The sequence below is a fragment of the Herbaspirillum sp. YR522 genome (assembly GCF_000282575.1).
Classification (GTDB): Bacteria; Pseudomonadota; Gammaproteobacteria; order Burkholderiales; family Burkholderiaceae_D; genus Herbaspirillum.
This window is the reverse complement of sequence record NZ_AKJA01000152.1, coordinates 22,964-49,515: the sequence shown is the minus strand read 5'-3', so window position 1 is coordinate 49,515 and position 26,552 is coordinate 22,964. Positions and strand designations below refer to the sequence as shown.

The window sequence follows — 26,552 nt, the reverse complement described above, 5'->3', positions numbered from 1 at the left end:
CGGCGGCCGCGTCGGCCGCCGAGCGCTCGGTATCGCGCATTTTCGGCGCCAGCTGCCAGATCCCGCTGGCCGCCTATGCCACCGTCGACGGCGAGCGCCTGCACCTGCGCGCCATGATCGCCACACCGGACGGCAGCCGCAGCGCCGCCGCCGAGGCGCGAGGCCTGGCCGCCGCGCCCGAGGCGCTGGGCGAGCAGGTCGCCGCGCTGCTCAAGGCGCAGGACGCCGACGCCATCCTGCAGGCCTGCAAGGCGCAGGCCGATGCCGCACAAGCCTGAATCGAGCCGGCCCCGGCCGGTGGTGGTGACCCGGCCGCTGCAGCAGGCGAGCACCTTGGCCGACCAGGTCAATGCGCTCGGGCGCGAGGCGGTGGTGTTTCCGCTGCTGGTCATCGAAGCGCTCGAAGACCGCGCCGAACTGTGCGCGGCCATGGCGCGGCTGCACGATTACGCGCTGGTGGTCTTCGTCAGCCCCAATGCCATCGACGCCACCTTTGCCTGTCTCGAGCGCTGGCCGAGCGAGGTGGCCATCGGCGTGGTCGGCCAGGGCAGTCGCACGGCATTGCGCGCGCACGGTGTGGAACAGGCCGATGCCACCATCTACGCGCCGCGGCGTCCCGACAAGATGGACTCCGAGGAATTGCTGGCGGCCTTGCCGCTGGCGGCGCTGCGCGGGCGCCGCGTGCTGGTGGTGCGCGCCCAGCAGGGCCGCGACCTGCTGGGCAACGCCTTGCAGCAGCATGCCATCGAGGTCGATTTCGTCACTGCCTATCGGCGCCTGGCGCCGCCGATGACGCCCGAGCGCAGCGCTCGATTGCTGGCCCTGCTCGATGACGGCGCGGACTGGGTGATCACCAGTTCGGAAGCGCTGCGGAACCTGTTGCAGATGGCAAGACTAGCCGGCGGGGCGGATCGTGTGGTAAAACTGCAACGACAACGAATCTACGTTTCGCACCATCGGATCGCCCGCACTGCCGAGTCGCTCGGTTTTGGCACCGTGATCCTGACTGGTTCGGGCGACGAACGACTAATTGCCGCGTTACAATCGACCCCATGAACGAACAGCAATCCACCCCCGAGTCGAACCTGCCGGAGCCCAAGCCGCAGGCCACCTACCAGAGTGCGCCCGCGTCTTCCTCCCCTTATATTTCCGCCCCCGATGGTACGGCCGTATTGCGCCGGCGCCAGCGGCTGCTGACGTTGCTGTTGCTGCTGGTCATTGCAGCGCTGGTGGCGCAATGGTGGTTCTCGTCGCGCGAACTGCATGGCCTGCGCGCCGAGGTCGCCCAGCGGCTGCAGACGGGCGACAACAGCAGCAACGAACTCAAGGGCGTGCTCAAGCTGGTCCAGGAAAGCACCAAGGAACTGCAGGCCAAGGTCAGCGTACTCGACAGCAAGCAGGCCGAGTCGCAGAGCCAGCAACTGGCGCTGGAGCAGATGTACCAGGACCTGAACAAGAATCGCGACGACTGGGCCCTGTCCGAGATCGAGGAAGTGCTCTCGACCGCCGACCAGCAGCTGGAATTGGCCGGCAACGTGCAGGGTGCCCTGATCGCGCTGCAGAACGCCGACAAGAGCCTGTCGCGCTCGGACAAGCCGCAGTTCATCGCCATCCGCCGTGCGCTGGCGCGTGACATCGACCGTCTCAAGGCACTGCCCAGCGTCGATATCGCCGGTATCGCCGTGCGCCTCGACAGCGTCATCGGCCAGGTCGACAGCATGCCGCTGCTGATCGATGAAAAGCCGGTCGAGTCGGCCAGCCAGCCCCGCGCTGCCCAGCCGGCGCGTACGGCCAAGGCCGCCGCCGACAAGCCTGCCGGCGCCGAGGCATCGGCCTGGTCGACCTGGCTGGCCGGCGCGCAGGACACCTGGCAGAGCATGAGTACCGAGATGTGGGCCGAGATCAAGCAGCTGGTGCGCATTCGCGAGGTGCAGACGCCGGAAGCGATCCTGCTGTCGCCGAGCCAGGCCTATTTCGTGCGCGAAAACCTCAAGCTGCGCCTGCTCAATGCCCGCCTGGCCCTGCTGTCGCGCAACGAGTTCGCCTTCCGCAACGACCTGTCGGCCGCGCAGGACTCGATTGCCAAGTACTTCGACACCCGCGCCAAGCAGGTCCAGAACACCCAGTCGTTGTTGAAGCAGGTCCAGGGCAGCAACCTGGCCATCCAGATGCCGACGCTGGCCGAGAGCATCAATGCGGTGCGCAACTACAAGGCTCGCCAGTGAGCGCATCGAGAAGAATCGCGACATGAAAATACTGCTCTGGCTCCTTACCCTGTTCGCCTCGGCCATCGGCCTGGCGGTGCTGGCCCGTTTCAACCCCGGCAACGTGGTGCTGTTCTATCCGCCTTACCGGCTCGACCTTTCGCTCAATTTCTTCATCTTCCTGGTACTGGCGGCGTTCCTGACGATCTACGTCGTCATTCGCGCCGTGCGCCTGACCCAGAAGCTGCCCGGCCGGGTGATCGCCTATCGCCGTGCCAAGCGCGAGCACGAAGGTAACGCGGCCCTGCGCGAATCGCTCAAGGCCTTCTTTGAAGGCCGCTTCGGCCAGGCCGAACGCTTGGCCACGCGGGCCTCTGAATTGCCCGAGAACGCCGGCATCTCGGCCCTGATCGCAGCGCGCGCGGCGCATCGCATGCGCCAGGGCGACCGGCGCGACATCTGGCTGGCCACCACCGAGGTCGATCCCACCCTGAAGGCGGCGCGCCTGATGACGGCGCTCGAATTGCAGGTCGACGAGCACCAGTTCAAGCAGGCCCTGGAAACGGTCGAGCAACTCAACGCCAACGGCACGCGCCACATCCAGGCGTTGCAGTGGTCGCTCAAGGCCAACCAGCAGGCCAAGAACTGGCCCGAGGTATTGCGCCTGGTGCAGACGCTGGACAAGCGCAATGCCTTGCACCCGGCATTGTCGAACCGGCTGCGCGAGATGGCCTACGACGCCTTGCTGTCGGACCGCGTCCACGACGCCGAATCGATCCGCGCGTTCTGGTCGGGTATCCCGGGCAGCGACAAGTTCAAGCCCTATATTGCGGTACGTGCGGCGCAGGCCTTCGCCAGCCGCGGCCTGCATGACGAAGCGCGTACCTTGCTCGAGCGCGCGTTGGCCGCCGACTGGGATATCCGCCTGCTGCGCGCCTATCGCGACTCGACCGGCGAGGCCGGTTCGGCCGCGCTGCTGGCCCAGATCGAACACTGCGAAGCGTGGCTGGCCAAGAACCCGACCGACGCCGAGCTGGCCTTGACGCTGGGCATGTTCTGCCTGCGCCAGAAGTTGTGGGGCAAGGCCCAGCGCCATCTCGAGCAGGCCCTCTCCGACGCCATCGAGCCACGCACCGTGCGCGAGTCGCACCTGGCGCTGGCGCAGCTGCACGAGGCGCTCGACCAGCCGGAACAGGCCAGTGCGCACTACAAGCAATGCGCCTTGGCGACCGCCATCCGCTAGACCCCGGGCAATGCTGGAGTCGTCATGGAAAGTCGCTATAATTGCGGCTTTCGACGGTTCCGGCGCGCCCGCTAGCGCCAATCGTTGCACCGATTTCTTTCCCCCGATTTCTTTCCCCTTAGCGAGAAACTCCCATGAGCCTGAACCACGTCCCCGCCGGCCGCGACCTGCCGAATGATTTCAACGTCGTCATCGAGATCCCGATGAACGCCGATCCGATCAAGTACGAAGTCGACAAGGAAAGCGGCGCCATCTTCGTGGACCGCTTCATGGGTACCGCCATGCACTATCCGTGCAACTACGGCTACATCCCGCAGACCCTGTCGCAGGACGGCGACCCGGTGGATGTGCTGGTGATCACGCCGTTCCCGCTGTTCCCGGGCGTGGTGGTGCGCTGCCGTCCGATCGGTGTGCTCAAGATGACCGACGAGTCGGGCATCGACGCCAAGCTGCTGGCCGTGCCGGTGGACAAGGTGCTGCCGATCTACAAGAACCTGCAAAAGCCGGAAGACTTGAACGAGCTGACGCTGAACCAGATCAAGCACTTCTTCGAGCACTACAAGGACCTCGAGAAGGGCAAGTGGGTCAAGGTCGAAGGCTGGGAAGGGCCGGATGCCGCGCGCGCCGAGATCGTTGCCGGCGTCGAAGCCTTCAAGAAGGGCCAGGACTGATCGCAGGCGATCGTTTGCCTGGTTGAAAAAATGCCGCCCGGTGCAGACCGGGCGGCATTTTTCGTATTGGGTCGTGCGCCGGACCCTGGCGCTGAGCAGACCCCGGGCAGGCCCGGGGTGCGGTGGCCGATTCAGTCCAGCCTGGCCGCATGCTCCCGGGTGGCATGAAACACGACGTCGGGCCAGCGTTCCTGGGTCAGGCGCAGGTTCACGCCCGAACTGGCCAGGTAGGCCAGGTTGCCGGCGGCGTCGACTGCCAGGTTGGCGCCGGCCGACGACTTCTCGAAGTCCGCCAGCTTTTTCTTGTCGTCGCAGGTGACCCAGCGCGCGCTGCTGATGCTGGTGCCTTCGAAGACGGCATCCACTCCATATTCGTTGAGCAGGCGGCTGGCCACCACTTCGAACTGCAGCACGCCGACCGCGCCCAGAATCAGGTCGCTGCCGGTGACGGGCTTGAAGACCTGCACCGCACCTTCTTCGCCCAATTGCTGCAAGCCCTTGTGCAACTGCTTGATCTTGAGCGGGTTGCGAATGCGGGCCACCCGGAAGAAGTCCGGTGCGAAGTAGGGGATGCCGGTGAATTGCAGCAATTCACCTTCCGAAAAGCTGTCGCCGATCTGCATGTTGCCGTGGTTGGGCAAGCCGATGATGTCGCCGGCATAGGCCTCTTCGACCTGTTCCCGGCTCGACGCCATGAAGGTCACCACCGATGACACCTTGATCTCGCGGTTCAGGCGCAGGTGCTTGAGCTTCATGCCGCGTTCGAAGCGCCCCGAGCAGACCCGCAGGAAGGCGATGCGGTCGCGGTGGGCCGGGTCCATGTTGGCCTGGATCTTGAACACGAAGCCCGAGAACGGCTCTTCGGTCGGATTGACGCTGCGCACGGTGGCGTCCCGCCCGCCCGGGCCGGGCGCCCAGTCCAGCAGCGCATTGAGGATCTCGCGCACGCCGAAGTTGTTGATCGCCGAGCCGAAGAACACCGGGGTCTGGATACCGGCCAGGAACTCGTCCAGGTTGAACGGATGCGAGGCGCCATGCACCAGTTCGACCTCCATCTTCAACTGCTCGATCTCCAGCGGGAACATCTCGGCCAGCTTCGGGTTATCGATGCCCTTGATGATCTCTACATCGCCATTGGCCCGTTCCTCGCCCGCCTTGAACAGCATGATCTCGTCGCGCAGCAGGTGGTACACGCCGCGGAAGTTCTTGCCCATGCCGATGGGCCAGGTCACCGGCGCGCACTGGATCTTGAGCACCGACTCGAGCTCGTCGAGCAGTTCCAGCGGATCGCGGGTTTCGCGGTCCATCTTGTTCATGAAGGTGATGATGGGGGTGTTGCGCATGCGGCAGACGTTGAGCAACTTGATGGTCTGCTCTTCGACGCCCTTGGCGGCATCGATGACCATCAGGGCGGAGTCGACCGCCGTCAGCACCCGGTAGGTATCTTCCGAGAAATCCTGGTGGCCCGGGGTGTCGAGCAGGTTCACCACGTGGTCGCGATATTCGAACTGCATCACAGAGCTGGCCACCGAGATGCCGCGCTGCTTTTCGATTTCCATCCAGTCGGAGGTGGCGTGGCGGCCGCTCTTGCGCGCCTTCACGGTACCGGCCAGCTGGATCGCGCCCGAGAACAGCAGCAGCTTTTCGGTCAGCGTGGTCTTGCCGGCGTCGGGGTGGGAGATGATGCCGAAGGTGCGGCGGCGCGCCACTTCGCGCGTGATCAGGTCGGCCGGCGCACGGCGGCTGCCGGCCTCGGACACGTCAGGCGTCTGGTCGGCGCCGTCGGCGGCGAGGTCTTGCTCGTTGCTGGGTTCTTGCATGTCGGATCAATCGGTTCGGGCAAAGCGCGGCAACCAATGAAAAAAGGGCGGGAAATCCCGACCCCCGGTTGGCCATGCCGTGCGTGGCCTTCAAGCCGGCGCGGCTTTGCGAAATGTGCTCTGGAAAGAGCGCGATTATAACTGATCCACCCACGCCGCCGCAGCTTTGAGGGCACCATGCGAGCGCCGCGGCCGGCGTGGCCTACTGCCGATCCTGGCGACGATCGTCGTTGTCCCGCTCGCGTCGATGCTCCTGTTGCCGCTGCTGGTGCTGGCGTTCCTGCTGTTGGGCTTGCTGTTGCCGCTGAAGTTGCTGTTGCTGCGCCTGCTGCTGGTGTTGCTGGCGTTCTTGCTGCTGTGCCAGCTGGTCTCGCTGCTGCTGTTCGCGTTGCTGTACCTGCTGTACCTGCTGTACCTGCTGTACCTGCTGTGCTTGTTGCCTTTGTTGCGCCTGCTGCTGGCCCTGGCGTGCCTGTTCTGCCTGTTGCTGTCGTTGCTCCTGGGCCTGGCGACGATCCTGTTCGCGGTCGCGCTGCTGCTGCTGCTGCTGGTGCAACTGCCCTTGCTGGGCCGCCTGCTGTTCGCGCTGGCGCGTCTGCGCCTGGATGCTGCGCTCGCGCTCGGCGGTCTGTTCGCGCACCATGCGTTCCCGCTCGCGGTCCTGCTCGATGACGCGTTGTTGCGGCGTCACCCCGGGCGCCGCTTGCGGACGGGAAAAATCGCGATCCGCTGGCCGTGGCGGCGGTGGCGTGCCGGCCACCGGTGCCGGTGGATGGCTGGCGGGGCGGCCATCGGCGCGGGGCTGCTCACGCCCGCCTGGCTGGCGCGGGTCGTGATGCCACACCACGGGCCGCTGGTTGATGGTGACATTGCGGTTGACGGTCACATTGTTGGTGACGTTGCTGACATTGTCGATGCGGGTGCGGGTCACCAGCACCTGGCGCTGGCGCCAGTCCGGGCGGGCGTCGCCGAACGCGGCCCGCAGCACCCCGATACCGCTGCCGAAGCTGATGCTGGCAGTGACACCCGGATCATAGTGGGGCGGTCGATAGCGCGGTGGCGGTGCCCAGTACACTGGCTGGGCGGCCGGCCACCACCAGTTGCCGTAGGCGACCACCGGATTGTAGTAGGGCACATAGACCAATTGCGGATTGACCGGCTCGATGATGATGGTGCGTTCCTCCACCAGCACCCGCTGCTGTGGGCCGGACTGCAGCGTACCAGCCATCTGCGCCCGCTCGCGCAGTTGCTGCACCGTATCCATGACCAGCGGCTGCTGCGCCAGGAAGGCCTGGCCCAACTGCTGCATCCAGTCCAGTCGGTCGTTCATCATGGCCAGCACCGACGGAAACTGCACCAACGCCTTCACGCTCGGGTCCCATGGCATGGGCGCCACGGCGCGCGCCAGGCCATCGCCCTGCAGGCCTGGGCGCGCTTCAACGAAGCGCTGTGCCTGCACCACTTCGAGGGGATAGGTCGACGCCATCAAAACCTGCGCCAAGAGCGGATCCGGGTATAGCGCCACCGGCGCCAGCATCTGGTCGAGTTGCTGTTGGGTGTAGGCAGCGGGTGGGGGTGGCGGTGCCGGGTAGGCCGATTGCGCTTGTGCCATCGGCATGCCTGACACCAGCGAAAACAGCAGGCAGGCGCTCCAGGCCAGGGATTTCTTGTTCACGTCGTTTCTCCTGTCATTGTGCAAATGCGCCGGCAGACATATTGTCGGCTATAGCATCTGTTGATGTGGTCATGGTCCGACAAGCTGATGCCATGAGGTGTAACTGAATTGCAAGCGATGTTTCAGTGCATGGACTGCGGGGGCAATATGATGATCGTCTGCGACGCTGCATGAAGCGGCTCAGCTGTGGCATGATTTCGAATATTTGCGAATGCAGCATAAGTCAGCGTTCCGACCTTTACCCTAGGGAAACCCATGAGTGAACACCTGATCTGGCGCCGCGACGAGTTTGTGATCGACACCGACCCCGCGCGACTGGATATCCCGCTGATTCATAGCGTACTGACGCGCTCGAGCTGGGCGCCCGACATCGACATCGACACGGTACGCACCTCGATTGCCCACAGTCTCTGTTTCGGTCTCTACCGCGGCAACGAGCAGGTAGGCTTCGCGCGGGTGGTGACCGACCATGCCACCTTCGGTTACCTGTGCGATGTGTTCATCGTCGAAGGCTTGCGCGGCGACGGCCTGGGGCGCTGGATGATCGAATCGGCCAACCTGCATCCGACGGTACAGAAGCTGCGCCGCGTGATGCTGACCACCAGCACCGCACCATGGTTGTATGCGCGCTGTGGCTTCGAGGCGATCAACCGGGGTGACCTGGTATGGCAGATATCGCGGCCGGATATCTATACGCTGCGCCTGAAGGCCGAGCAGGGCGAGGACGCCGCGAAACAGTAGCAGGGCGGCGGGCCGGCAAGGCCCGCCCGGCGTCGGCTGGTGAGGCTAGTGATCTGGATGGCGCGGCTGCGGCGGGCGTATGGAATATGCCATCGCTACTCGGGACGCGCCCGGTGCCTGGACTGCAAGAAAAAGTATCGGGAAAGTTGGCCTGCCCTAAGGGAATCGAACCCCTAACCTACGGCTTAGAAGGCCGTTGCTCGTTGGCTTGCATCCCTTGCGGGACGCGGCGCAGTATGCGGTTGGGCATCTGTAGTCACACTTTAGTCACACTCCGAAACCTGCAGTGGTTGGAGTGCAAGCGTGGCAACAATCAGCAAGAGAGGTAACAAGTGGCTCTGTCAAGTTCGTAGACCGGTTATCCGGCCCAAACCAAGACATTCGATACTGGCCGATGCCCAGCAATGGGGCCGAGAGATTGAATCCCAAATGGCCCGGCAACTGTTCATCGGTTCTGTCTCGGGGCAGACTATGACAGTCCGGGAAATGCTGCAACGGTATCTCGATGAGGTGTCCAGCACCAAGGCCCGCCCGAAGGACGACGTGTCCCGAGCCAAGCCGGTAGCCTTGTCGCTACTCAAGGAGATGGCCGGGGTCAAGACGGGGCCGGGGAGGGACGGCAAGCTGGAGGAGCGGGTGTTCTCACTAGCACCGGATTCAGTGACTCAAGGCTCTTCAAGCGTGCGGCGGTGCGCGTCCTGATGGGAGCGATTAATTTCCACGACCTGTGGCATGAGGCGACGAGTTGGTTGTTCGAGAAGGGACTGAATGTCATCGAGGTGGCCCGAATCACTGGGCATAAGACGCTAGCGATGTTAGATCGCTATACACACCTCGACGTGTCCAAGCTCGTGCAGAAGTTGGGTTAATTTACTCTTCGGCGGGGACTTTTGGGGTAGCGGCAGGTGTCATATCGGCACGCTTTTCATGCTTCCCCTTCGGTAGCCCCGCTTTAGCGATTTCAATAAATTTATCTCTCAGGTCGGGGACTGTTTCCATTGCTTTTTGGAACGCAGGCGAGCTAATCAGCTCATGCCATGGACTGCCATGGGTGTCATTTTCTACAAGGCGCAAAGGGGCCTCTTCAAGACGAGTGAGCGCCGACGCGAATAGTCGAGCCGCAAAGGCTTCATCAATTTTTGCCGCTTCTCTTCGATAGCCTTCATAGGCCTTAGCGACAGATGCTTTGAATGCATAGTCTTCTGCCAGACGGAAGCGCTGCCCAATTTGTTTGGTTGCTAGCCACGAGAACCATAGCGGAGAGCCAATGCTAAGGACTGAGAGAACAATGTGCATCCAAATGATGCTCCATTTGGGGTCGTCTGAGCTTACTGCGCTGGAAAGTAACGACACTCTTTCAATCCCTAGGTATGCACCGGTACCCAGAGCTACCAACAGCCCAGCTACCCATATCCACATTGAAATACCGAGTCTGAACGCTCGCTGGTCAAATGCTGCCGCGAGTCCCTTGGTCGTGGTGATACGGTATGCTTCTTCGCATTGGGAAACTAGTTGAGCTGCCTCAGATTCATACTCCATTAGCAAATCTGCGGTAGAGGCAGCTTCCTCTGAGCGGCTGCTTATCTTTGCCAACAGAGCCGCCGATTCGTCCGATATTCTCGCCACTTCCGCCCGAGCGGCTGTCAGCATCTCCAGATCAGATGGTAGTGTCTCGGCCGCTTCCACAGCATCTCGAATCAGAGTCAATTGGTTCGAGAGTGCATCTCTGTCTGGACTAAGCTGCTCTATCTGCGCGTTAATTGACCGAAGCCGACGAGCAATTCTTGGAGGTAGGAGGCTGTTATCAACCTTTTCCCATCCGAAAAGAGAGGCCACTTGTGCTTCAATGTATTCCATGGTGCAAATATATGCCGGGGCAGCTTGTGCACAATTGCCATTGAAGAGAAACGGAACCGTTTGGCTTTGTAAAAAAGTCAGTTGTTTAGGAAGGCCGAGAACTAGCTTTTCTAAGGCAGGTGATAGCGTTTCCGCGCCCGTTGCTCGAAGCCGCTCTGAAAGTCCAGAAGCGACAGCCGCCAGATCGTGTCTTGTTAGGGCTGGGCAATTCCAGCCCCAAGCCTCCGTCATTGTCCTTTCCTCTGTGGACTGAGCTAGTACCGCTCCAGCAAGGCCGTCCAAAGAGACACACAATTTTTCTAGTGCACTGTGCATAGTATTGTCCTTTCCCCGTTGTTTTTGTTGTTCAGCTAGATAACATACCACGTCGCTATCGGACAATAGAAAACGCGAGGGGAGGTGAGGCTGAAGAGGCAAGGACTATCGCCCGTACCGGCTATGCGTGCTGTGCTGCCTTCATGATGGTCGGATGCGATACGCCTTACTCCTTCGCCAGGCCTCGGGCTGTGGCTCCCGCTACGAGCTTCCCGCGTATTTCCTCATGCAACTTGGACAGAGCCACCCCGCGCTTCTCTGCCAGCACGGCAAGGGCATCCCTGCGGCCCAGTGTCTTGCCCTCTGCCTTGGCCCGAGCAAGCCCGGCATGAGTACGCTCTACCAGTTGATCCCGCTCGAACTGGGCAAAGGCGGCGAACATCCTGCGCACCAAATCCCCGGCTGCACTAGTCACTTCCATCACCGGCAAATCAAGTACCACGACCCGGACGCCCAACTGCCGCAACATCTCGACCGTGCGGTCAATATCTGAGGCATTCCGACCAGCCGATCCAACTTGGCGACCACCAACGTGTCATCCTCCTCAAGTGCAGACACAAGTTTGGCGAACACGGGCCGTTCCGTAGCTGGAATGGTACCGCTGATCGTCTCCGCCCGGACACGCTTAGGCTCTATCTCGTACCCGGCCTGTTTGGCGAGGAGCAGTTGATTGTTTGTGCTCCGGTCTACTGTGGAGACGCGGGCATAAAGGAAGGTGCGGGAGGTATGAGCAGTCATGGTCTTCCACGGAACGCTACTCTGATGCGTGTGCCATACCGGTGCGGGTGCACGGGGGCGTAGCCGCAAGCGCGTGGCGCAGTAGTCCCCACGAAAATCTGGATCAAATTTCGGTCTTGCCGCGAGTTTTTGCAGATAGAGAACTTAACTTGCTTCTGCACAGTAGTGAACCGGAGCGACAGCCGAGAAGGTCACGGTAAGGTATTACACTGTAGGCAAATAAGACAAGAAGATGATTCAGTGGGGGTATAGGACTTGAGGAAGATTTCGTTAAGTAGTTTGTCGCAGCGAGTTCGAGAGGATTTGATCTTGATTGAGGGGCACATCGCTGATGATGCTGGCTGCGACAGCTTTAGCCTGACAGATATTGAAGCGGCGGTTCTCGTTTTGGAAGATCACCGATATCTCGTACATCGAGGCATCGACTTTCATTCAGTGCTGCGTGAGCTAATCCGAATTTTCCTACGACAGCGACATGGAGGCGCGAGCACTATTGAAATGCAGTTTGTTAGGACATGCACTGGATTTCGTGAGAAAACGGTGAAGCGAAAGTTATATGAGATGCTGTTGTCTTATATTATCGCAAGGAAGTTTGGAAAGCGGCGAATCCTCAAGTCTTATCTTTCTTGTGCCTATTTTGGTACTGGATTGGAAGGGGTGGAGAGTGCATGTGTGGCCCATTTTAGTAAGGCATCTGCACAGCTCATGAAGGCGGAGGCATTGTTTGTTGCCGCCACTTTGGTGTACCCGCGCCCACTTGTTCTAACTCAAAAGTGGCGAGACAAAGTGGAGCAGCGTGCCGCTTATGGAGAGCGCGTGTATTGCCGATTAAAGAGTAAAGAAGGGTAGATATGTTTACATGGTCAGTCGTGTTTGGTCAGACGGCGGATAAGTTTTATGAACAATTTTGGCCCGGTCTAGCGGCGACTATGATCGGAGGCATTCTTCTCGCACTGCTGTTCTTCTTTTGCCGAGAGCGTTTGTGGTCCATTCCAGTGTTAGCCGGGGTTTGGGAGTGCGAGTACACGGTTGAAAGTACTGAGCACGGTCCCTTCCGAGGTATGAAGATTTTCTATCATGTAGTATTGATTCAAGCCGGCAAGGAGCTCAAAGGCACGGGTGAAAAAGATCGCGAAATATCTATCCTTAACGGAGAAATGTCTTATAGCGGGAGAGGGCGGGTCAACATCAAGGTCGGAGGTATCGTAGACCAGCGCATCTTTGGGCATGACAAGGTGAGGATTTTTTGGGATGAGGTCGGAACTAGGCGCGATTCAAGCGCGTATTTTGACTTAAGCTTGTCGGGGGAAAAGGATACCGGGGACTATGTGGGAAGGTTTTACACCACGGCAGGGAAATGTGCGGGTACATGTAAATGGACTCGGCGGACGACATAATGGTCATGAGAGCGAGCACATTTTGAGCACACTGCTCGTGTAAAATCAGTTGTCGAATCTGGCGATCGTCGTCCGCCATCGACGCAGTAAGTGACTGATTTTCAAGGGGAAAGTGCTAAAAAATCTGGCCTGCCCTAAGGGAATCGAACCCCTAACCTACGGCTTAGAAGGCCGTTGCTCTATCCGGTTGAGCTAAGGGCAGAGACGGGATCGGTCGATGTTGCCAAATCGATTCCGGAAAAGACAACGGGCTGTCCAAAAGGACAGCCCGTTTTCGTGTGGTCGGAGTACAAGGATTCGAACCTTGGACCCCCTGGTCCCAAACCAGGTGCGCTACCGGGCTGCGCTACACTCCGAAGAACGCAACTATAGCAAAGGGCCCCAATCCGGTCAACACCCCTAGGCTAAAAAATGGATTATTTTCAATTCGGGGTAGTCGGTGGCGCTTCCATCCCCTCTGCCCGCACCTCCACCAGCAGCTTCTTGATCTCCGGCACGCACGATCCGCAATTGCCGCCGGCCTTCAGGCAAGCCGTCACCTGGCTGACCTGTGCCAGGCCCTTGCTGCGGATGGCTTCGCAGATGGTATCGCGGCCCACGCCGAAGCATGAGCACACGGTCGGCCCGGCGTCGGCGCCCTTGTCTATCGGTTGGCCCACCAGCAGGCCGACGCGGTCGGCCTCATCCAGTCGAGGCTTGGCAAACAGGCTCGCCAACCAGGCGCGCGAGGGCAGGTCGGGGCGACTCGACAGGAACAGGCACATGTCGATACGGTCATCGACCAGGTGCACCGCGCGATACTGGCCGGCGCTGCGGTCGAGGTACTCCAGCCAGTCGGCATCGGGGGCGTCCACCCCCAGCAGCTGGCGGGCCCACTGACCGTGGTCGTCGATCGGCTTGCGGCCGGCCAGCTCGAAGCGGGTGAAGTCGCGACCCTGCACCCGCGTCCAGTGCGTGATGTCGTCCAGCGCCAGCGCATGGCGGGTCAGGATGAAGCCGTGCCAGGCAACCCGGAATTGCTCGATGGCCACCGGCGTGTGCTTGAATTCGGGCTCGCCCGATACCGGGTCAACCACCGGATTGACCAACGCTCCGACGCGGGCGTCGGAGGCCCACTGGTCGTTCCAGTGGATCGGTACGAACACGCTGCCACGGGCAATGCCACCGCCGTGCTGCACCCGCGCCACCATGGCGCCCCAGCGACTGCTGATGCGCGCCAGGCCGCCTTCGCGCACGCCATACAGCAGCGCATCCTGGGGATGGATGTCGATGAAGGCCTCGGGCACATGGTTGGCCAGCGTGGCCGACTTGCCGGTGCGCGTCATGGTATGCCACTGGTCGCGCACGCGCCCGGTATTGAGCACCAGGGGATAGTCATCGTCGGGGGCGTGCGCCGGCCAGCGTGGTGGCGTGGGCACCAGCCGCGCACGGCCATCGGCATGGCTGAAGCGCAGATCCTGCAGCAGGCGGGCGGTGCCGTGCACCTGGCCGTCGTCGTCGCGCAGCACCGGCCACTGTATCGGCGCCAGCGCATCGTATTGCTGGCGCGTCATGCCGCACAGGCCCGCCAGGTTGAACCGCCGCCACGCCTGGGCGGCATCGACATCGCCGTTGCGATGGGCCGACAGGCGCGCATGCTCGTCGAAGATCTGCTGCGGATGGTCGAAGGCGAAGCCGTCATGGCCCATGCGCTGGGCCACGTCGGCGATGATGCGCCAGTCCGCGCGCGCTTGGCCGGGTGCGCCCAGGAACGCACGCTGGCGCGAAATGCGGCGTTCCGAATTGGTGACGGTGCCATCCTTCTCGCCCCAGGCCAACGCCGGCAGCAAGACATGCGCCAAGGCATTGGTGTCGGTATGTTCGATCACATCCGACGACACCACCAGCTCGCACCTGGCCAGCGCCCGCCGTACCAGGTCGGCATCGGGCAGGCTGACCATCGGATTGGTGGCCATGACCCACACCGCCTTGACGCGCCCGTCGTCGATCGCCTCGAACAGGTCCACGGCCTTGTAGCCGGGGCGCTCGGCGATGCGCGGCGATTGCCAGAAGCCTTGCACGATGTCGCGATGCAGGGCGTGCTCCAGGTCCATGTGGGCGGCCAGCATGTTGGCCAGGCCGCCCACTTCGCGCCCGCCCATGGCGTTGGGTTGGCCGGTGATCGAAAAGGGCCCCATGCCGGGGCGGCCGATGCGGCCAGTAAGCAGGTGGCAATTGATGATGCTGTTGACCTTGTCGGTGCCGGCCGAGGACTGGTTCACGCCCATCGAAAAACCGGTGACGACCCGCTCGGTGCGGGCGAACAGCGCATAGAACGCCAGCAGGTCGGCCAGCTCGACCTTGCAGATGCGCGCCACCGTCGCCGGGTCGGCACAGTCGGCATCGGCCGCGGCCAGGCTGGCGTCGAGGCCATTGGTATGGGCGGCGATGAAGGCGTCATCGCGCCCGCCACGGTGGGCCAGGTAGCTCAGCAGGCCATTGAACAGCCAGACGTCGGTGCCGGCCTTGACCGGCAGGTGCAAGTCGGCCAGCTCGCAGGTGGCGGTGCGGCGGGGATCGATCACCACCAGCCTGGCATGCGGCCGGGTCTCCTTGATCCGGGCGATGCGCTGGAACAGGATCGGATGGCACCAGGCAGCGTTGGAGCCGACCAGCACCACCAGGTCCGCCAGCTCCAGGTCTTCATAGGCCAGCGGCACCAGGTCTTCGCCGAAGGCGCGCTTGTGGCCCGCCACCGCCGACGACATGCACAGGCGCGAATTGGTGTCGATGTTGGCGCTGCCGATGTAGCCCTTCATGAATTTGTTGGCCAGGTAGTAATCCTCGGTCAGCAACTGGCCCGATACGTACAGCGCGACCGCGTCCGGGCCATGCTCGGCGACGATGGCAGAGAGCTTGCCGGCCACCTTGTCGAGCGCCGCATCCCAGCTCACGCGTTGCATCACACCGTGCTCGTCGCGCACCTGCGGGTAGAGCAGGCGGCCCTCCAGGTCGACCGTCTCGCCCAGCGCCGAGCCCTTCACGCACAAGCGCCCCAGGTTGGCCGGATGTGCGGTGTCGCCGCTGACGGCAATGCCGCCATCGGGCTTCATCGAAGCCGTCACCCCGCAGCCCACGCCGCAATAGGGGCAGGTGGTGCGGGTGGTGGCGGTGGCGATCGGGATAGGCGACAGGTTCACTCTTTTTCCTTGTGCTAGGCGGCGTGTTGCGGTTGGCACATGGCCTGCCCGAACGGCAGCTCACGGCGCCAGGCCGAGACGTCGCGTGCGCTCTGTATCAACTCGAAATACCATGGTCCATCCTTGACGTCGCCGTACAGCACGGCCCCCACCAGCCGGTTGCCGCGCAATACCAGCCGCTTGTAGATGCCGCGTCGCGGGTCGCGCAGCACCAGGTCTTCGGTGTCGTCGGCGCCGATGAAGTCGCCCGCCGAATACAGGTCCACGCCGGTCACCTTGAGCTTGGTGGCGGTGGCCTGCTGCACGTAGCGACGATGGCCGGCCCCGGCCAGGTGTGCGCCGGCCACGCGCGCCTGGTCCCAGATCGGCGCCACCAGGCCGAACGTGGCACGGCGATGCTGTACGCACTCGCCCACGGCGTAGATGCGCGGATCGTAGGTCTGCAAGGTGTCGTCGACGATGATGGCGCGTTCGCAGTGCAGTCCGGCCGACTTGGCCAGTGCGATGTTGGGACGCACGCCGGCGGTCATCACCACCAGGTCGGCCGGGATCTCGCTGCCATCGGCAAAGCGCACCGCGGCCACGCGCTGGTGGCCGACGATGGCGGCAGTCTGGGTGCCGAGCAGGAAGCGCAGCCCGCGCGTCTCGAGCGCCTTCTTGAGCAGGTCGGCGGCCGGCTTGTCCAGTTGCTGGTTCATCAGGGTCTCGGCCACGTGCACCACGGTCACCGCCATGCCCTGGCGCAGCAGGCCGTTGGCCGCCTCCAGGCCCAGCAGGCCGCCGCCGATCACCACCGCGTGGCGATGGTGGCGCGCCGCCTCGAGCATGGCATGCACGTCCTGGATGTCGCGAAAGGCGATCACGCCCGGCAGGTCGTGGCCCGGCACCGGGATGATGAACGGCGTCGATCCCGTGGCCAGCAGCAGCCGGTCGTACGGCGCTTCGATACCGCTGCGCGAACGCACCACGCGGCGCCGCCGATCGATGTGCTCGACCGGGTCGCCCGCATGCAGCGTGATCTGGTTCTGCAGATACCACTGGCGGGTATTGAGCATGATGTCATCGATGCCCTTGTCGCCGGCCAGCACCGGCGAGAGCATGATGCGGTTGTAGTTGCCGTGCGGCTCGGCGCCGAACACGGTGATGTCGTAGAGGTCCGGCGCCAGCTGTCTCAGCTCCTCGACCGTGCGCATGCCGGCCATGCCATTGCCGATCACGACCAGGCGCGGTTTGCCGGGTTGGGCCACAGTCGCCATGTCAGGCGCCGATCCAGACCTGGCCCGCCTCGATGCGCGCCGGCCACGCATGCACCGAGTTGGCCGGTTCTTCCAGGCATTCGCCGGTCTGCAGGTCGAAGTGATGCTTATAGAGGGGCGAGGCCACCACGATGCGTTGGCCCAGGTTGCCCACCAGGCCGCGCGACAGCACCGCCGCCTCGGCATTGGGATCGTAGTTGCCGATGGCGAATACGCGCGCCTGGCCCCGGGCGGCGCTGTCGATGACATGGAACACCGCGACCTGCTGGCCATTGACCAGCGCGCATACGCCGGTATTGGGAACGATGTCGTCCAGGTTGCAGATGGGGGTCCAATCGGTTATTTGCTGGTCGCTGTGCATTGTTGACTCCATGGTTCGTATCGAAGGCGCGCCGATCGAGCGCGTCAAGCCGGCTGCGCGACCACCGCAATGTCCAGCAACTTCTTCTCGGCCTGGGTTGCAGGCCGTATCTGGCCCCGCTCCTCGACAAAGTGGATGTTGCCATCGGCAGCCTTGCTGTTGACGAAGTGGCGAAAGCGCTTGCGCGTCTCGGGATCGGTGACGGCCTGCTTCCATTCGCACTGGTAGCTGTCGACCACGCCCTGCATCTCGGCTTCGAGTTCGGCCGCCAGCCCCAGCTTGTCGTCGATCACCACGCCCTTGAGGTACTCGATGCCGCCTTCCAGGTTTTCACGCCAGGTGCTGGTGCGTTGCAGGCGGTCGGCGGTGCGCACGTAGAACATCAGGAAGCGGTCGACATAGCGGGTCAGGGTGGCTTCGTCCAGGTCCGACGCGATCAGCTCGGCATGGCGTGGCTTCATGCCGCCGTTGCCGCAGACGTAGAGGTTCCAGCCCTTTTCGGTGGCGATGATGCCGACATCCTTGCCTTGCGCCTCGGCGCATTCGCGGGTGCAGCCCGAGACGCCGAACTTGATCTTGTGCGGCGAGCGCAAGCCCTTGTAGCGGTTTTCCAGTCGCACCGCAAAGCCCACGCTGTCGCCCACGCCGTAGCGGCACCAGGTCGAGCCTACGCATGACTTCACGGTGCGCAGCGACTTGCCGTAGGCATGGCCGGTCTCGAAGCCGGCGGCGATCAGCTCTTCCCAGATGTCGGGCAATTGATCCACCCGTGCGCCGAACAGGTCGACCCGCTGGCCGCCGGTGATCTTGGTGTACAGCCCGTATTTCTTGGCGATGCTGCCGACCGCGATCAAGCCATCGGGCGTGACTTCGCCACCCGCCATGCGCGGCACCACCGAGTAGGTGCCATCCTTCTGGATGTTGCCCAGGAAGTAGTCATTGCTGTCCTGCAGGCTGGCGTGTTCCTTCTTGAGTACGAAATCGTTCCAGCACGACGCCAGCACGTTGGCAGCCAGCGGTTTGCAGATGTCGCAACCCAGGCCTTGTCCGTGCTTGTGCAGCAGTTCATCGAAACTCCTGATCTGGCCCACCCGCACCAGGTGATAGATTTCCTGGCGCGAAAACGGGAAGTGCTCGCACACATGGTTGTTCACGGCCAGGCCCTGCTTTTTCATCTCGGCCTTCATCACCTGCGTCACCAGCGGCACGCAGCCGCCGCAGGCGGTGCCTGCCTTGGTGCATGCCTTGAGCTCGCCGATGCTGCATACGCCCCTGGCCACGGCCGCGCACAGCTGGGCCTTCGATACGTTGTTGCACGAGCAGATCTGCGCCGAGTCGGGCAGCGCATCCACCCCCAGGCCGGGCCTGGCCTTTCCATCGGACTGCGGCAGGATCAGGAACTCCGGCGACGCCGGCAGTTCGATGCGATTCAACATCATCTGCAACAGCGTGCCGTATTCGGCGGCGTCGCCCACCATCACCGCGCCCAACAGGTGCTTGCCCGATTCGGACACCACGATCTTCTTGTAGATCTGGCGCCGCTCGTCGGTGAACTGGAACGACCGGCTGCCGGCCTGGCTGCCATGGGCGTCGCCGATGCTGGCCACATCCACGCCCATCAACTTGAGCTTGGTGCTCATGTCGGCGCCATTGAACTGCGGTACCTCGGTGGCGTCGTCGAGATGCGACAGCAGGTGACGGGCGGCGGTGCGCGCCATGTCGTAGCCGGGCGCGACCAGGCCGAAGATGCGACCGTTCCACAGGGCGCATTCGCCGATGGCGTAGACGTGCGGGTCCGATGTCAGGCAACGGTTGTCGATGGCAATGCCGCCGCGTTCTCCGACGCGCAGGCCGGCGTCGCGCGCCAGTTCGTCGCGCGGGCGGATGCCGGCCGAGAAGACGATCATGTCGGTCTCGAGATGGGTGCCGTCCTCGAAGTTCATGCGGTGCGTGTGATGCTGGCCGTCGACGATCTCCAGCGTATTCTTCCGGGTGTGCGCGGTCACGCCCAGGTCGGCGATCTTCTGGTGCAGGATGCGTCCGCCGTGTTCGTCGATCTGCACCGCCATCAGGCGCGGCGCGAACTCCACCACATGCGTGGCCAGGTCCATGTCACGCAGCGCCTTGGCGCATTCCAGGCCCAGCAACCCGCCGCCGATCACTACGCCGCTGGTCGAACGCCGACCGCATTCGAGCATCGCCTCGAGATCTTCGATGGTGCGATAGACGAAGCAGTCGCGGCGCTGGTTGCCGGCCACCGTCGGCACGAAAGGGTAGGAGCCGGTCGCCAGCACCAGGCGGTCGTAGTCCAGGGTCCGTTCGACGCCATCGATGTTGGCCGTGACGGTGCGCGCCAGGCAATCGATGCGCTGCGCCTTGGCGTTCAACCTGAGCTCGAACGCCACCGGGCTGCGGCCGCTGTCGAAGAACCCGGGCGCCACCAGCGACAGGTCGTCGGCGCTCTTGCCGGCGAAGAATTCGGACAGGTGTACCCGGTCATAGGCCGGTCGCGGTTCCTCGCACAGGATGGTGACCTTGAGCTCGGGTGCGCCACTTTCGACCAGGCATTCCAGGAATTTATGGCCGACCATGCCGTGGCCGATGACGATGATGTTCATGCAATGCTCCTCAGGCTGTGACGTTATGGTTGACGGCCACCGGGTCGTCATGGGTGTCCGCGGCAACGAAGCGCACGGCGACGGCGCACAGGGCCGATACCGTCACCAGTACCCCAAGCACCGACAAGGTCTGCTGGGTGTTGCCGATGCCCTTCATCAACAATCCGGCCAGTACCGCGCCGACGTTGCCGCCGGCGCCGATGATGCCGGCCACCCCGCCCAGTGCGCGCCGATCGATGAACGGCACCAGCGCGTAGGTGGCACCGCAGGCCATATGGGTGAACAGCCCGAAGCAGAGCATGGCCAGCACCGCGGCCACGACGCTGCCGGCGTGGGCGAACCACAGCAGTCCCAGGCCCTCGCCGATCATCAGTACGAACAGCAGGTGCGCGCGGCGATTGAGGCCGCCTGCCAGCGCCACCCGGTCAGAGATGAACCCGCCCAGCGCACGGGCAAACAACGCCAGCAGGCCGAAGCTGGCCGCAGCGATGCCGGCCGAGGCCAGCGACAGCTGGAACTGCTCGACGTAATAGATGGCGGCCATGTTGTGGATGAAGATCTCCACCCCGAAGCAGGCGCCGTAGGTGACGAACAGCATCCAGACGCGGTAGTTGGCAGCGGCCGTGCGGAAACTGGCCCAGCCGCCTTTCTTGGCGTTGTCGACTGCCACCCCGGCCGCACGCAGGGCATCGTAGTTGCCTTGCGGGCAGTCCTGGGTGAAGCGCCAGTAGAGCGCGGCCATGACCAGCATCAGGGCGCCCGGTACCAGCAGCGCCACGCGCCAGCCCCAGCCCTGCGACACGCCCAGCATCAGCAATGCCGCCACCAGCAGCGGCATGACGCCCTGCGCCACGCCGCCGCCGGCATTGCCCCAGCCGGCGGTGGCGGCATTGGCCGTGCCCACCACGTTGGGCGCGAACATGACCGAGGTATGGTATTGCGTGATCACGAAGCTGGCGCCGACGGCACCGATGAGCAGGCGGAAGAACAGGAAGCTCTCGTAGCTCTGCGCGAACGCCACGCCGATGACCGGCACCGCGCCGGCCAGCAGCAGGCCGGTGTAGGCCTTGCGAGGGCCGAAGCGGTCGCACATCGGCCCGATCACCAGGCGCACCAGGATGGTGACGGCCACCGCCGCGATATTGATATTGGCGATCTGCCCGGCGTTCAGCCCGAACTCGCCCTTGATCAGCGGCATCAGCGGCGCGCAGGCGAACCAGGCGAAGAAGCAGACGAAGAACGCCAGCCAGGTCAGGTGGAAGGCGCGCATCTGGGGCGTACCCAGCGAGAACAACGCGATACGGGTGGCTTTGCTCATTTGGTTTCCTTGAAAGCAAAACGGCGTCCGCTCGACTCCGGTCTTCACCGGTCAAGCGGACGCCATTGTCCTTGTGCGCTGCCGTTCCATCGTTAGACCGGCATCAAAAATTGGTTGGATCGCCTTTGATCCTGGAGCAGATGATGCAAAGGCCGTGCCAGGCAGCCGGCGTGGCCGTCGTGGCGGGCTTTGCAGAGGGAAGGGGGCTAGCGCGGGATGCCCGGTGGAAAGGGCGTTGCAGGTGGATGTATCACTTCATGATGAATCTGGGTGCGTGCCATGCGCGCAAATGGTGCGGGCCTGCGCACAATCGCAGCGCGTGGCGGGCCAGGTCAGCGTGGCTGGAAGGCAATCAGGCTCATCCCGACCAGGGCCAGCGCCACGCCCGCGATGTCCCACGCGCTCGGACGCACGCCGTCGACCAGCCACAGCCACACCAGGGCCACGCCGATGTACACCCCGCCGTAGGCGGCATATACCCGCCCGGAAGCCGCTTCGTGCAAGGTCAGCAGCCAGGCAAAGGCGGCCAGGCTGGCCGCCGCCGGCAGCAGCAGCCATGCGCTGCGATCCTGCCGGACCCATAGCCATGGCAAGTAGCAGCCGACCAGTTCGGCCAGGGCCGTGAGTATATAGAGCAGTAGCGTGTTCATCGGCGACTCAGTCTTCCTCGCGCGCGACGATGCGCTCACGTTCTTCATGGCTCTTGCCCATCCAGCGACGGTGCAGCATGTGCTCGATCCGGCGGCCGACGGTAAACAACAACAGGATCAGGCAGGTCGCCATCAGCGCTACCTGCCACCAGCCGACGCCGCAGACGATGCCCACGGCGGCCGTGACCCAGATCGAAGCGGCGGTGGTCAAGCCGCGCACCTTCTCCGAGGCCCGCTCGTGCACGATCACGCCGGCGCCCAGGAAACCGATCCCGGTGATGACACCCTGGATGGCGCGGCTGACCGCATCGCGATGGCTGCCATCGATATCCGGTGCGAAATTCATGCTGGCCATCGTGGCCAGCGCCGCCCCCAGCGCCACCAGTCCGAGTGTCTTCATGCCGGTGGGCTTGCCGCGCAGGTTGCGGTCGATACCGATGACGCAACCGATCAACATGGCGATCAGCAGGCGCATCAGGATGTCCAGGTGTTGGTGCATGAGGATGCCTTTTGTTGTTGTCGATACGCCTATTTTAGAGCGTCGCGCGCCACGCACCTCTTTGATGCGCAGGGCAGGTGGTCGACGCCATATTCAGCTCGACATGCGCCGCGCCAAAGATGTACTGAGCAGTTAAACCTAGTTACGCCGACAACTTTTTTTTTGATTTCGTTATTCGAATGCCAGCACCGTCTGACAGTGCACCACTGATTTTGCCGGTATGCCGCGAATTGATGCCTTTTTCGCCTTTGTTCTGCCTCACAAGTTTTCTAGACTTCTGTTGAAATCTATTGATTTCGGCGTTCAGTCTTTCAGGAGGTTGCCATGAAACGTAAAGCCCTTGCGTGCCTGTTGTTATCCCTTTCGGTGTCCGTGCAGGCCGGCGCCAACTATGCCGAAGCACCCACCCGGACCCCGGCCAGCAATGTGATCCTGTACGTGCCGTGGGAGACCCCGCAGGCCACCTGCCAGACGGTGGCCAAATGGACCAGCGACAAGCCGCGCGTGTTCAGTGCAGTCATGCGTAACACCTTCGTCGATAATTTCAACACCATGCCGGCGCTGGCCAATGGCGACGGCAGTGCCGGCAAATGGGCGCCCCATCTCGACGGCGGCTATTACAACGGCAAGTTCGCCGGTTACGACTGGGAGGTCAAGCGCTACCAGCCGGCGGCGCACGAGCAGCACGTCTATACCGATCCCAACTTCAAGGGTTCGGGGACCACCGTGCTCAATCTCAATCCCTTCAGCGTGAGCGACGGCATCCTCACCATCACGGCGGATCGCACGCCGCCGGCGCTGCTGCCCTCGGTATGGAATCACGCCTACACATCGGGCCTGTTGTCCACGCACGAGATGTTTGCCCAGACATATGGCTACTTCGAGATGAGCGCGCAAGTGCCCAGTTCGCAAGCATTGCTGCCGGCGTTCTGGATGTTGCCGATCGACCGTAGCTGGCCGCCCGAGATCGACATCATGGAAGCGCCCGCCAATCTTCCCAACGTCATCAGCCTGGCAGCGCACTGGGTCAATCCAGATACCTCCGTCATTACGTCGTCGGGTTGCAAGATTCCATCGCCCGGTTTCGCTGCGGGCTTCCATACCTACGGCGTGCTGTGGTTGCCGGACCGGATCGTCTATTACTACGATCGCCTGGCGATCGGCCAGATCGCGACTAAGCCGGGCATGGACAAGCCGTTCTACATGATGATCAACATGGCCGTCGGCGGTGATTGGCAAGGCTTCGCCACCGATGCTTCGCCTTTCCCGCAGCGCATGCTGGTGGATTGGGTCGCCGCCTTCAGCACGACCGGACCCGCCGGTTGCGCCAAGGATGCACGCGGCGTACTGCTGTGCAAATGATGCTGCGATGACCGCCGTGCGACGGCGGTAGGTGCATGCCGTGATGCCGTTCGGTGCAACGCCGGGCGGCATTTTTCTATCGAATCCGTCGACATCCATCGGCCCTTCTTCGCGCTGCCTCCGCCCTGGCCGACACAGGCAAAGCCAACGGGGCTCGCTGAGGCCTGCGCGTGCTGCTCATCGCATTGCATTGCCACGATCACCGGCGATTCGTGACGAACTGCAGCGGCGCGGACGAAAAAAAAGCCCCGCGATCAATCGCGGGGCAATCTGGCATGGCGGGAGATAGGAGGAGGCAACGCCATGCCGCTCAAGCACTTGCCCAGCGTCGCACGCCTGGCTTGACCCGCGACGCTGTCACATTCGCATACATCATCGATTACTGGGAACCGCCGCCGGCACCACCGGCACCACCTGCGCCACCACCAGCACCTGCGCCTGCACCGGCGCTACCGCCCGAACCGCCGCTATTGCCGCCCGGGGAGGTGCCCATCGGACCATCCTTCAATTCCTGGGCGTTCGGATTGGACTTGAGACTATGGTCTTTTTCAGCCTTGTGCTTGCGCGTCATCTTTTCGGACGACTTGGACGTGCCCGAAGTCGGGGCCGCGCCGTCGCTGGTAGCGCCCGGCGTGCTGGAAGTCTGCGCCAGGGCGCCGGTGCTGAAGGCGGCCGCGACAATGGCCGCGCCGATGAACTTGAGAGTCGGTTGCTTAGTCATGCCAGTCTCCTTATGAATAGCTGACTGCGGCTGCAGACAGTGACTTCATGCTAGACATGAGTGAGGGCTGGCGCAGTCGGACTGCACTTGAAAACCGTGTCGGTGTGCACCGCATGCCACTGACAGCGGATGCTGCTGAGCTGGGTGGCGATATCGGATAAAAAAAACGGACCTCCGCAGAGATCCGTTGGCTTTGCCGACACGCATTGATTGAGTTGTTACCAGGCAGGCGTCAGGCTAATTTTTTTTGCGTTACGTTACGACCGATGTGTCAGTCGCTCGAACGGTCACTTGCGTACTGCGGCGTCGATGGCGCTGACAATGGCAATTGCCTTTTCGATGACTTCGGCCTGGCTGGCCACGCGCATGCTGGTCTTGAGCAGATGCAACTGCTCCCGGGTTGTCTTGCTGACCGGTACGTTGATGAAGCCGTCCGGGTCCTGGATAAAACCTGGGTCGACTTGGTTTTCCTGGGTTTTTCTTCTGGCCACGTTGCGCTCCTCGTTGTTGAAAAATGATGGGTTGCATTATGGCGGGTTATGACCGCAGAGCACAGCAAAAGCTCCCAAAAAAATTGATGTTAAGAAAACGTTAGCTTGTTTATTCCTAACTGCTGAGAGAAAGTGGGAAAGCTGACGACTTTAGTTGGATTAATGGCACGGTCTGCTTAAATATAAATTGTTAGAACTTCAAAAGAATTTCGCTTTAAACTGCGCGGCATAGCCCCATGCCAGGCGGGCGGTACCTTGGCATCCGGCATTTTCTTAGTCCTGGCGCGATGACCTGCTGGTTCGATCGATTTACTTTTCCGGTGCGCATTCAGGCGTTGCCGGCGCGGCCCACCATGATGTGGTCGACATAGTGTCGGGCTTGGTCCAGGCCCGCCAATTCCGCAGCGCGACTGGTGCGATAGACATGGAAGGGATCGGCCAGGTGGGGCAGCAAGGTAGTGGCCCCCTTGACCACGCACAAGGCATCGACCGCCCAGCCATGGCGCTCGTGGATGCAAGTGACATGCAGTTCGTATTCCTTGTAGCTGGAAACCCGCTCGTATTGCTCCATGATGCACCTCGCAAGTGGTCGACAGCGATGGGTGGCGGTGAGATGATGGCGCCCGATAATGGCGCTGGTTCGTGGCGCTGCCGGGATCTTAAGCATAGCAAACGGCAGCGCCTGTTCAAGCTCTGCAGCGGGGGGGGGTGGCATGGTCGCCGGGCGCCGTGCACGTGCCGGGCATCGTGCCGGTGGGCAAACAATCTTGACCTGACTAAAGGAGGACCGATGTCTGAAAAGCGCTCTGCACCGTTTGTCATCGAACGTACTTTTTCTGCACCGCGGGCGCTGGTCTATGCCGCCCTTACCGAGGCCCGCCACCTAAGTCAATGGATGGCGCCGGCCGGCATGGAAATCACGCAATGCAAGGTGGATGCACGGGTCGGAGGAACATTCCATTACGCCATGAAAGCGCGCGGCTTTGCCGCCGCGCCAACCATGTGGGGCAAGTGGACCTTCCGCGAGCTGGAGGCCCCCCGACGGCTGGTGGCGGTGGTGCAGTTCAGCGACGCCGACGGCGGCGTCACGCGCCACCCGCTGGCGCCGCAATGGCCCTTGCTTACCTTGTCGACCACCACCCTCGGCGAGGCGCCGGGCGGTACCCTGATGCAGGTCGAGTGGCGCGCCCTCGACGCCAATGCCGGCGAGCAAGCCACCTTCGATGCGTCGCACGCGGCCATGACCATGGGATGGCGCGCCACGATGGATGTGCTTGACGGCTACCTGCAGCAGCACAAATAGAAGCAGCCATCGTCGCTGGCTGTACGCCCGCAGGCATGCCGCACGGCAAGGCCGCGTCGGACCATCGGTTATCATGTGGCGATCGTATTCATTGAAAAACTAAATTGACTGACGAATTGAATCAGCCGTCCCA

At 62.7% G+C, this 26,552-nt stretch carries 21 protein-coding genes, 2 tRNA genes and 3 pseudogenes; 10 read left to right on the top strand and 16 right to left on the bottom strand.

What is annotated here, in order from left to right:
- The 5 genes and pseudogenes from PMI40_RS20985 to ppa all read left to right on the top strand — a co-directional run.
- Positions 1-278 (top strand): annotated as a pseudogene (locus PMI40_RS20985) (hydroxymethylbilane synthase); the annotation flags it as partial.
- Positions 262-1,056: a uroporphyrinogen-III synthase gene (locus tag PMI40_RS20980; RefSeq protein ID WP_008119615.1), complete on the top strand. Its 795-nt coding sequence runs from the start codon at positions 262-264 to the stop codon at positions 1,054-1,056. The pseudogene PMI40_RS20985 and the gene PMI40_RS20980, both read left to right, overlap by 17 nt.
- On the top strand, positions 1,053-2,225 hold the full coding sequence (locus PMI40_RS20975; protein WP_008119612.1) for a uroporphyrinogen-III C-methyltransferase: 1,173 nt from the start codon (positions 1,053-1,055) through the stop codon (positions 2,223-2,225). The genes PMI40_RS20980 and PMI40_RS20975 overlap by 4 nt, the downstream gene beginning before the upstream one ends.
- Before the next feature lie 22 nt (positions 2,226-2,247).
- Positions 2,248-3,447, top strand: a complete 1,200-nt coding sequence (locus PMI40_RS20970) for a heme biosynthesis protein HemY (protein ID WP_040502607.1) — start codon at positions 2,248-2,250, stop codon at positions 3,445-3,447.
- Positions 3,448-3,581: 134 nt separating this feature from the next.
- Positions 3,582-4,118 carry an inorganic diphosphatase gene (gene ppa, locus PMI40_RS20965; RefSeq protein ID WP_008119607.1) on the top strand — a complete coding sequence of 179 codons (537 nt, stop codon included), beginning with the start codon at positions 3,582-3,584 and terminating at the stop codon, positions 4,116-4,118.
- Positions 4,119-4,249: 131 nt separating this feature from the next.
- Here ppa and PMI40_RS20960 read toward each other — a convergent pair whose 3' ends face one another.
- Together PMI40_RS20960 and PMI40_RS20955 are read right to left on the bottom strand one after the other, a co-directional pair.
- A complete protein-coding gene (locus tag PMI40_RS20960) occupies positions 4,250-5,938 on the bottom strand; it encodes a peptide chain release factor 3 (RefSeq protein WP_008119605.1) in 1,689 nt (562 codons plus the stop codon).
- 202 nt (positions 5,939-6,140) lie between these two features.
- Entirely contained in the window at positions 6,141-7,613 is a 1,473-nt protein-coding gene (locus PMI40_RS20955; RefSeq protein ID WP_008119603.1) for a DUF3300 domain-containing protein, read from the bottom strand.
- A 255-nt stretch (positions 7,614-7,868) separates the two neighbouring features.
- Here PMI40_RS20955 and PMI40_RS20950 point away from each other — a divergent pair, with 255 nt between their 5' ends.
- Together PMI40_RS20950 and PMI40_RS20935 are read left to right on the top strand one after the other, a co-directional pair.
- Positions 7,869-8,354: a GNAT family N-acetyltransferase gene (locus PMI40_RS20950; RefSeq protein WP_008119602.1), complete on the top strand. Its 486-nt coding sequence runs from the start codon at positions 7,869-7,871 to the stop codon at positions 8,352-8,354.
- A gap of 686 nt (positions 8,355-9,040) precedes the next feature.
- A pseudogene (locus PMI40_RS20935) lies at positions 9,041-9,223 on the top strand (tyrosine-type recombinase/integrase); the annotation flags it as partial.
- A 1-nt stretch (position 9,224) separates the two neighbouring features.
- Here PMI40_RS20935 and PMI40_RS24145 read toward each other — a convergent pair.
- Positions 9,225-10,442 (bottom strand): hypothetical protein, encoded by a 1,218-nt coding sequence (locus PMI40_RS24145; RefSeq protein WP_157221640.1) that lies wholly within the window; start codon positions 10,440-10,442, stop codon positions 9,225-9,227.
- A gap of 250 nt (positions 10,443-10,692) precedes the next feature.
- Positions 10,693-11,264 (bottom strand): annotated as a pseudogene (locus PMI40_RS20925) (recombinase family protein).
- A 309-nt stretch (positions 11,265-11,573) separates the two neighbouring features.
- On the opposite strand from PMI40_RS20925, the gene PMI40_RS23485 reads away from it, so the two are divergent.
- Positions 11,574-12,113, top strand: a complete 540-nt coding sequence (locus tag PMI40_RS23485) for a biosynthetic peptidoglycan transglycosylase (protein WP_157221639.1) — start codon at positions 11,574-11,576, stop codon at positions 12,111-12,113.
- Between the two features lie 673 nt (positions 12,114-12,786).
- Here the strand turns inward: PMI40_RS23485 and PMI40_RS20915 are convergent.
- The 9 genes from PMI40_RS20915 to PMI40_RS20875 form a co-directional block, all read right to left on the bottom strand.
- Positions 12,787-12,863 (bottom strand) — tRNA-Arg (locus tag PMI40_RS20915).
- Positions 12,864-12,940: 77 nt separating this feature from the next.
- A tRNA-Pro gene (locus PMI40_RS20910) sits at positions 12,941-13,017 on the bottom strand.
- A 66-nt stretch (positions 13,018-13,083) separates the two neighbouring features.
- Positions 13,084-15,840, bottom strand: coding sequence for a nitrate reductase (locus tag PMI40_RS20905; protein WP_008119596.1), 2,757 nt, complete (start codon positions 15,838-15,840; stop codon positions 13,084-13,086).
- 14 nt (positions 15,841-15,854) lie between these two features.
- A complete protein-coding gene (locus PMI40_RS20900) occupies positions 15,855-17,096 on the bottom strand; it encodes an NAD(P)/FAD-dependent oxidoreductase (RefSeq protein WP_008119594.1) in 1,242 nt (413 codons plus the stop codon).
- Position 17,097: 1 nt separating this feature from the next.
- Positions 17,098-17,457, bottom strand: coding sequence for a nitrite reductase small subunit NirD (gene nirD, locus PMI40_RS20895; RefSeq protein WP_008119593.1), 360 nt, complete (start codon positions 17,455-17,457; stop codon positions 17,098-17,100).
- A 44-nt stretch (positions 17,458-17,501) separates the two neighbouring features.
- Positions 17,502-20,075, bottom strand: coding sequence for a nitrite reductase large subunit NirB (nirB, locus tag PMI40_RS20890; RefSeq protein WP_008119591.1), 2,574 nt, complete (start codon positions 20,073-20,075; stop codon positions 17,502-17,504).
- A gap of 10 nt (positions 20,076-20,085) precedes the next feature.
- The gene (locus PMI40_RS20885) at positions 20,086-21,393 is read right to left on the bottom strand and encodes an MFS transporter (protein ID WP_008119589.1); all 1,308 of its coding nucleotides are present in this window, start codon (positions 21,391-21,393) and stop codon (positions 20,086-20,088) included.
- A 332-nt stretch (positions 21,394-21,725) separates the two neighbouring features.
- Positions 21,726-22,043 (bottom strand): YnfA family protein, encoded by a 318-nt coding sequence (locus PMI40_RS20880; RefSeq protein ID WP_008119587.1) that lies wholly within the window; start codon positions 22,041-22,043, stop codon positions 21,726-21,728.
- 7 nt (positions 22,044-22,050) lie between these two features.
- Positions 22,051-22,542 (bottom strand): MgtC/SapB family protein, encoded by a 492-nt coding sequence (locus PMI40_RS20875; protein WP_008119585.1) that lies wholly within the window; start codon positions 22,540-22,542, stop codon positions 22,051-22,053.
- Positions 22,543-22,866: 324 nt separating this feature from the next.
- On the opposite strand from PMI40_RS20875, the gene PMI40_RS20870 reads away from it, so the two are divergent.
- Positions 22,867-23,904: a family 16 glycosylhydrolase gene (locus tag PMI40_RS20870; protein WP_008119583.1), complete on the top strand. Its 1,038-nt coding sequence runs from the start codon at positions 22,867-22,869 to the stop codon at positions 23,902-23,904.
- A gap of 379 nt (positions 23,905-24,283) precedes the next feature.
- Here the strand turns inward: PMI40_RS20870 and PMI40_RS23550 are convergent, their stop codons facing one another.
- From PMI40_RS23550 to PMI40_RS20855, 3 genes are all read right to left on the bottom strand, one after another.
- A complete protein-coding gene (locus PMI40_RS23550) occupies positions 24,284-24,625 on the bottom strand; it encodes a hypothetical protein (RefSeq protein ID WP_008119581.1) in 342 nt (113 codons plus the stop codon).
- A 287-nt stretch (positions 24,626-24,912) separates the two neighbouring features.
- On the bottom strand, positions 24,913-25,116 hold the full coding sequence (locus tag PMI40_RS20860) for a hypothetical protein (RefSeq protein ID WP_008119579.1): 204 nt from the start codon (positions 25,114-25,116) through the stop codon (positions 24,913-24,915).
- Positions 25,117-25,444: 328 nt separating this feature from the next.
- The gene (locus PMI40_RS20855; protein WP_008119577.1) at positions 25,445-25,687 is read right to left on the bottom strand and encodes a hypothetical protein; all 243 of its coding nucleotides are present in this window, start codon (positions 25,685-25,687) and stop codon (positions 25,445-25,447) included.
- A 219-nt stretch (positions 25,688-25,906) separates the two neighbouring features.
- On the opposite strand from PMI40_RS20855, the gene PMI40_RS20850 reads away from it, so the two are divergent.
- Positions 25,907-26,419 carry an SRPBCC domain-containing protein gene (locus PMI40_RS20850; protein WP_008119575.1) on the top strand — a complete coding sequence of 171 codons (513 nt, stop codon included), beginning with the start codon at positions 25,907-25,909 and terminating at the stop codon, positions 26,417-26,419.
- Positions 26,420-26,552: the final 133 nt, after the last annotated feature.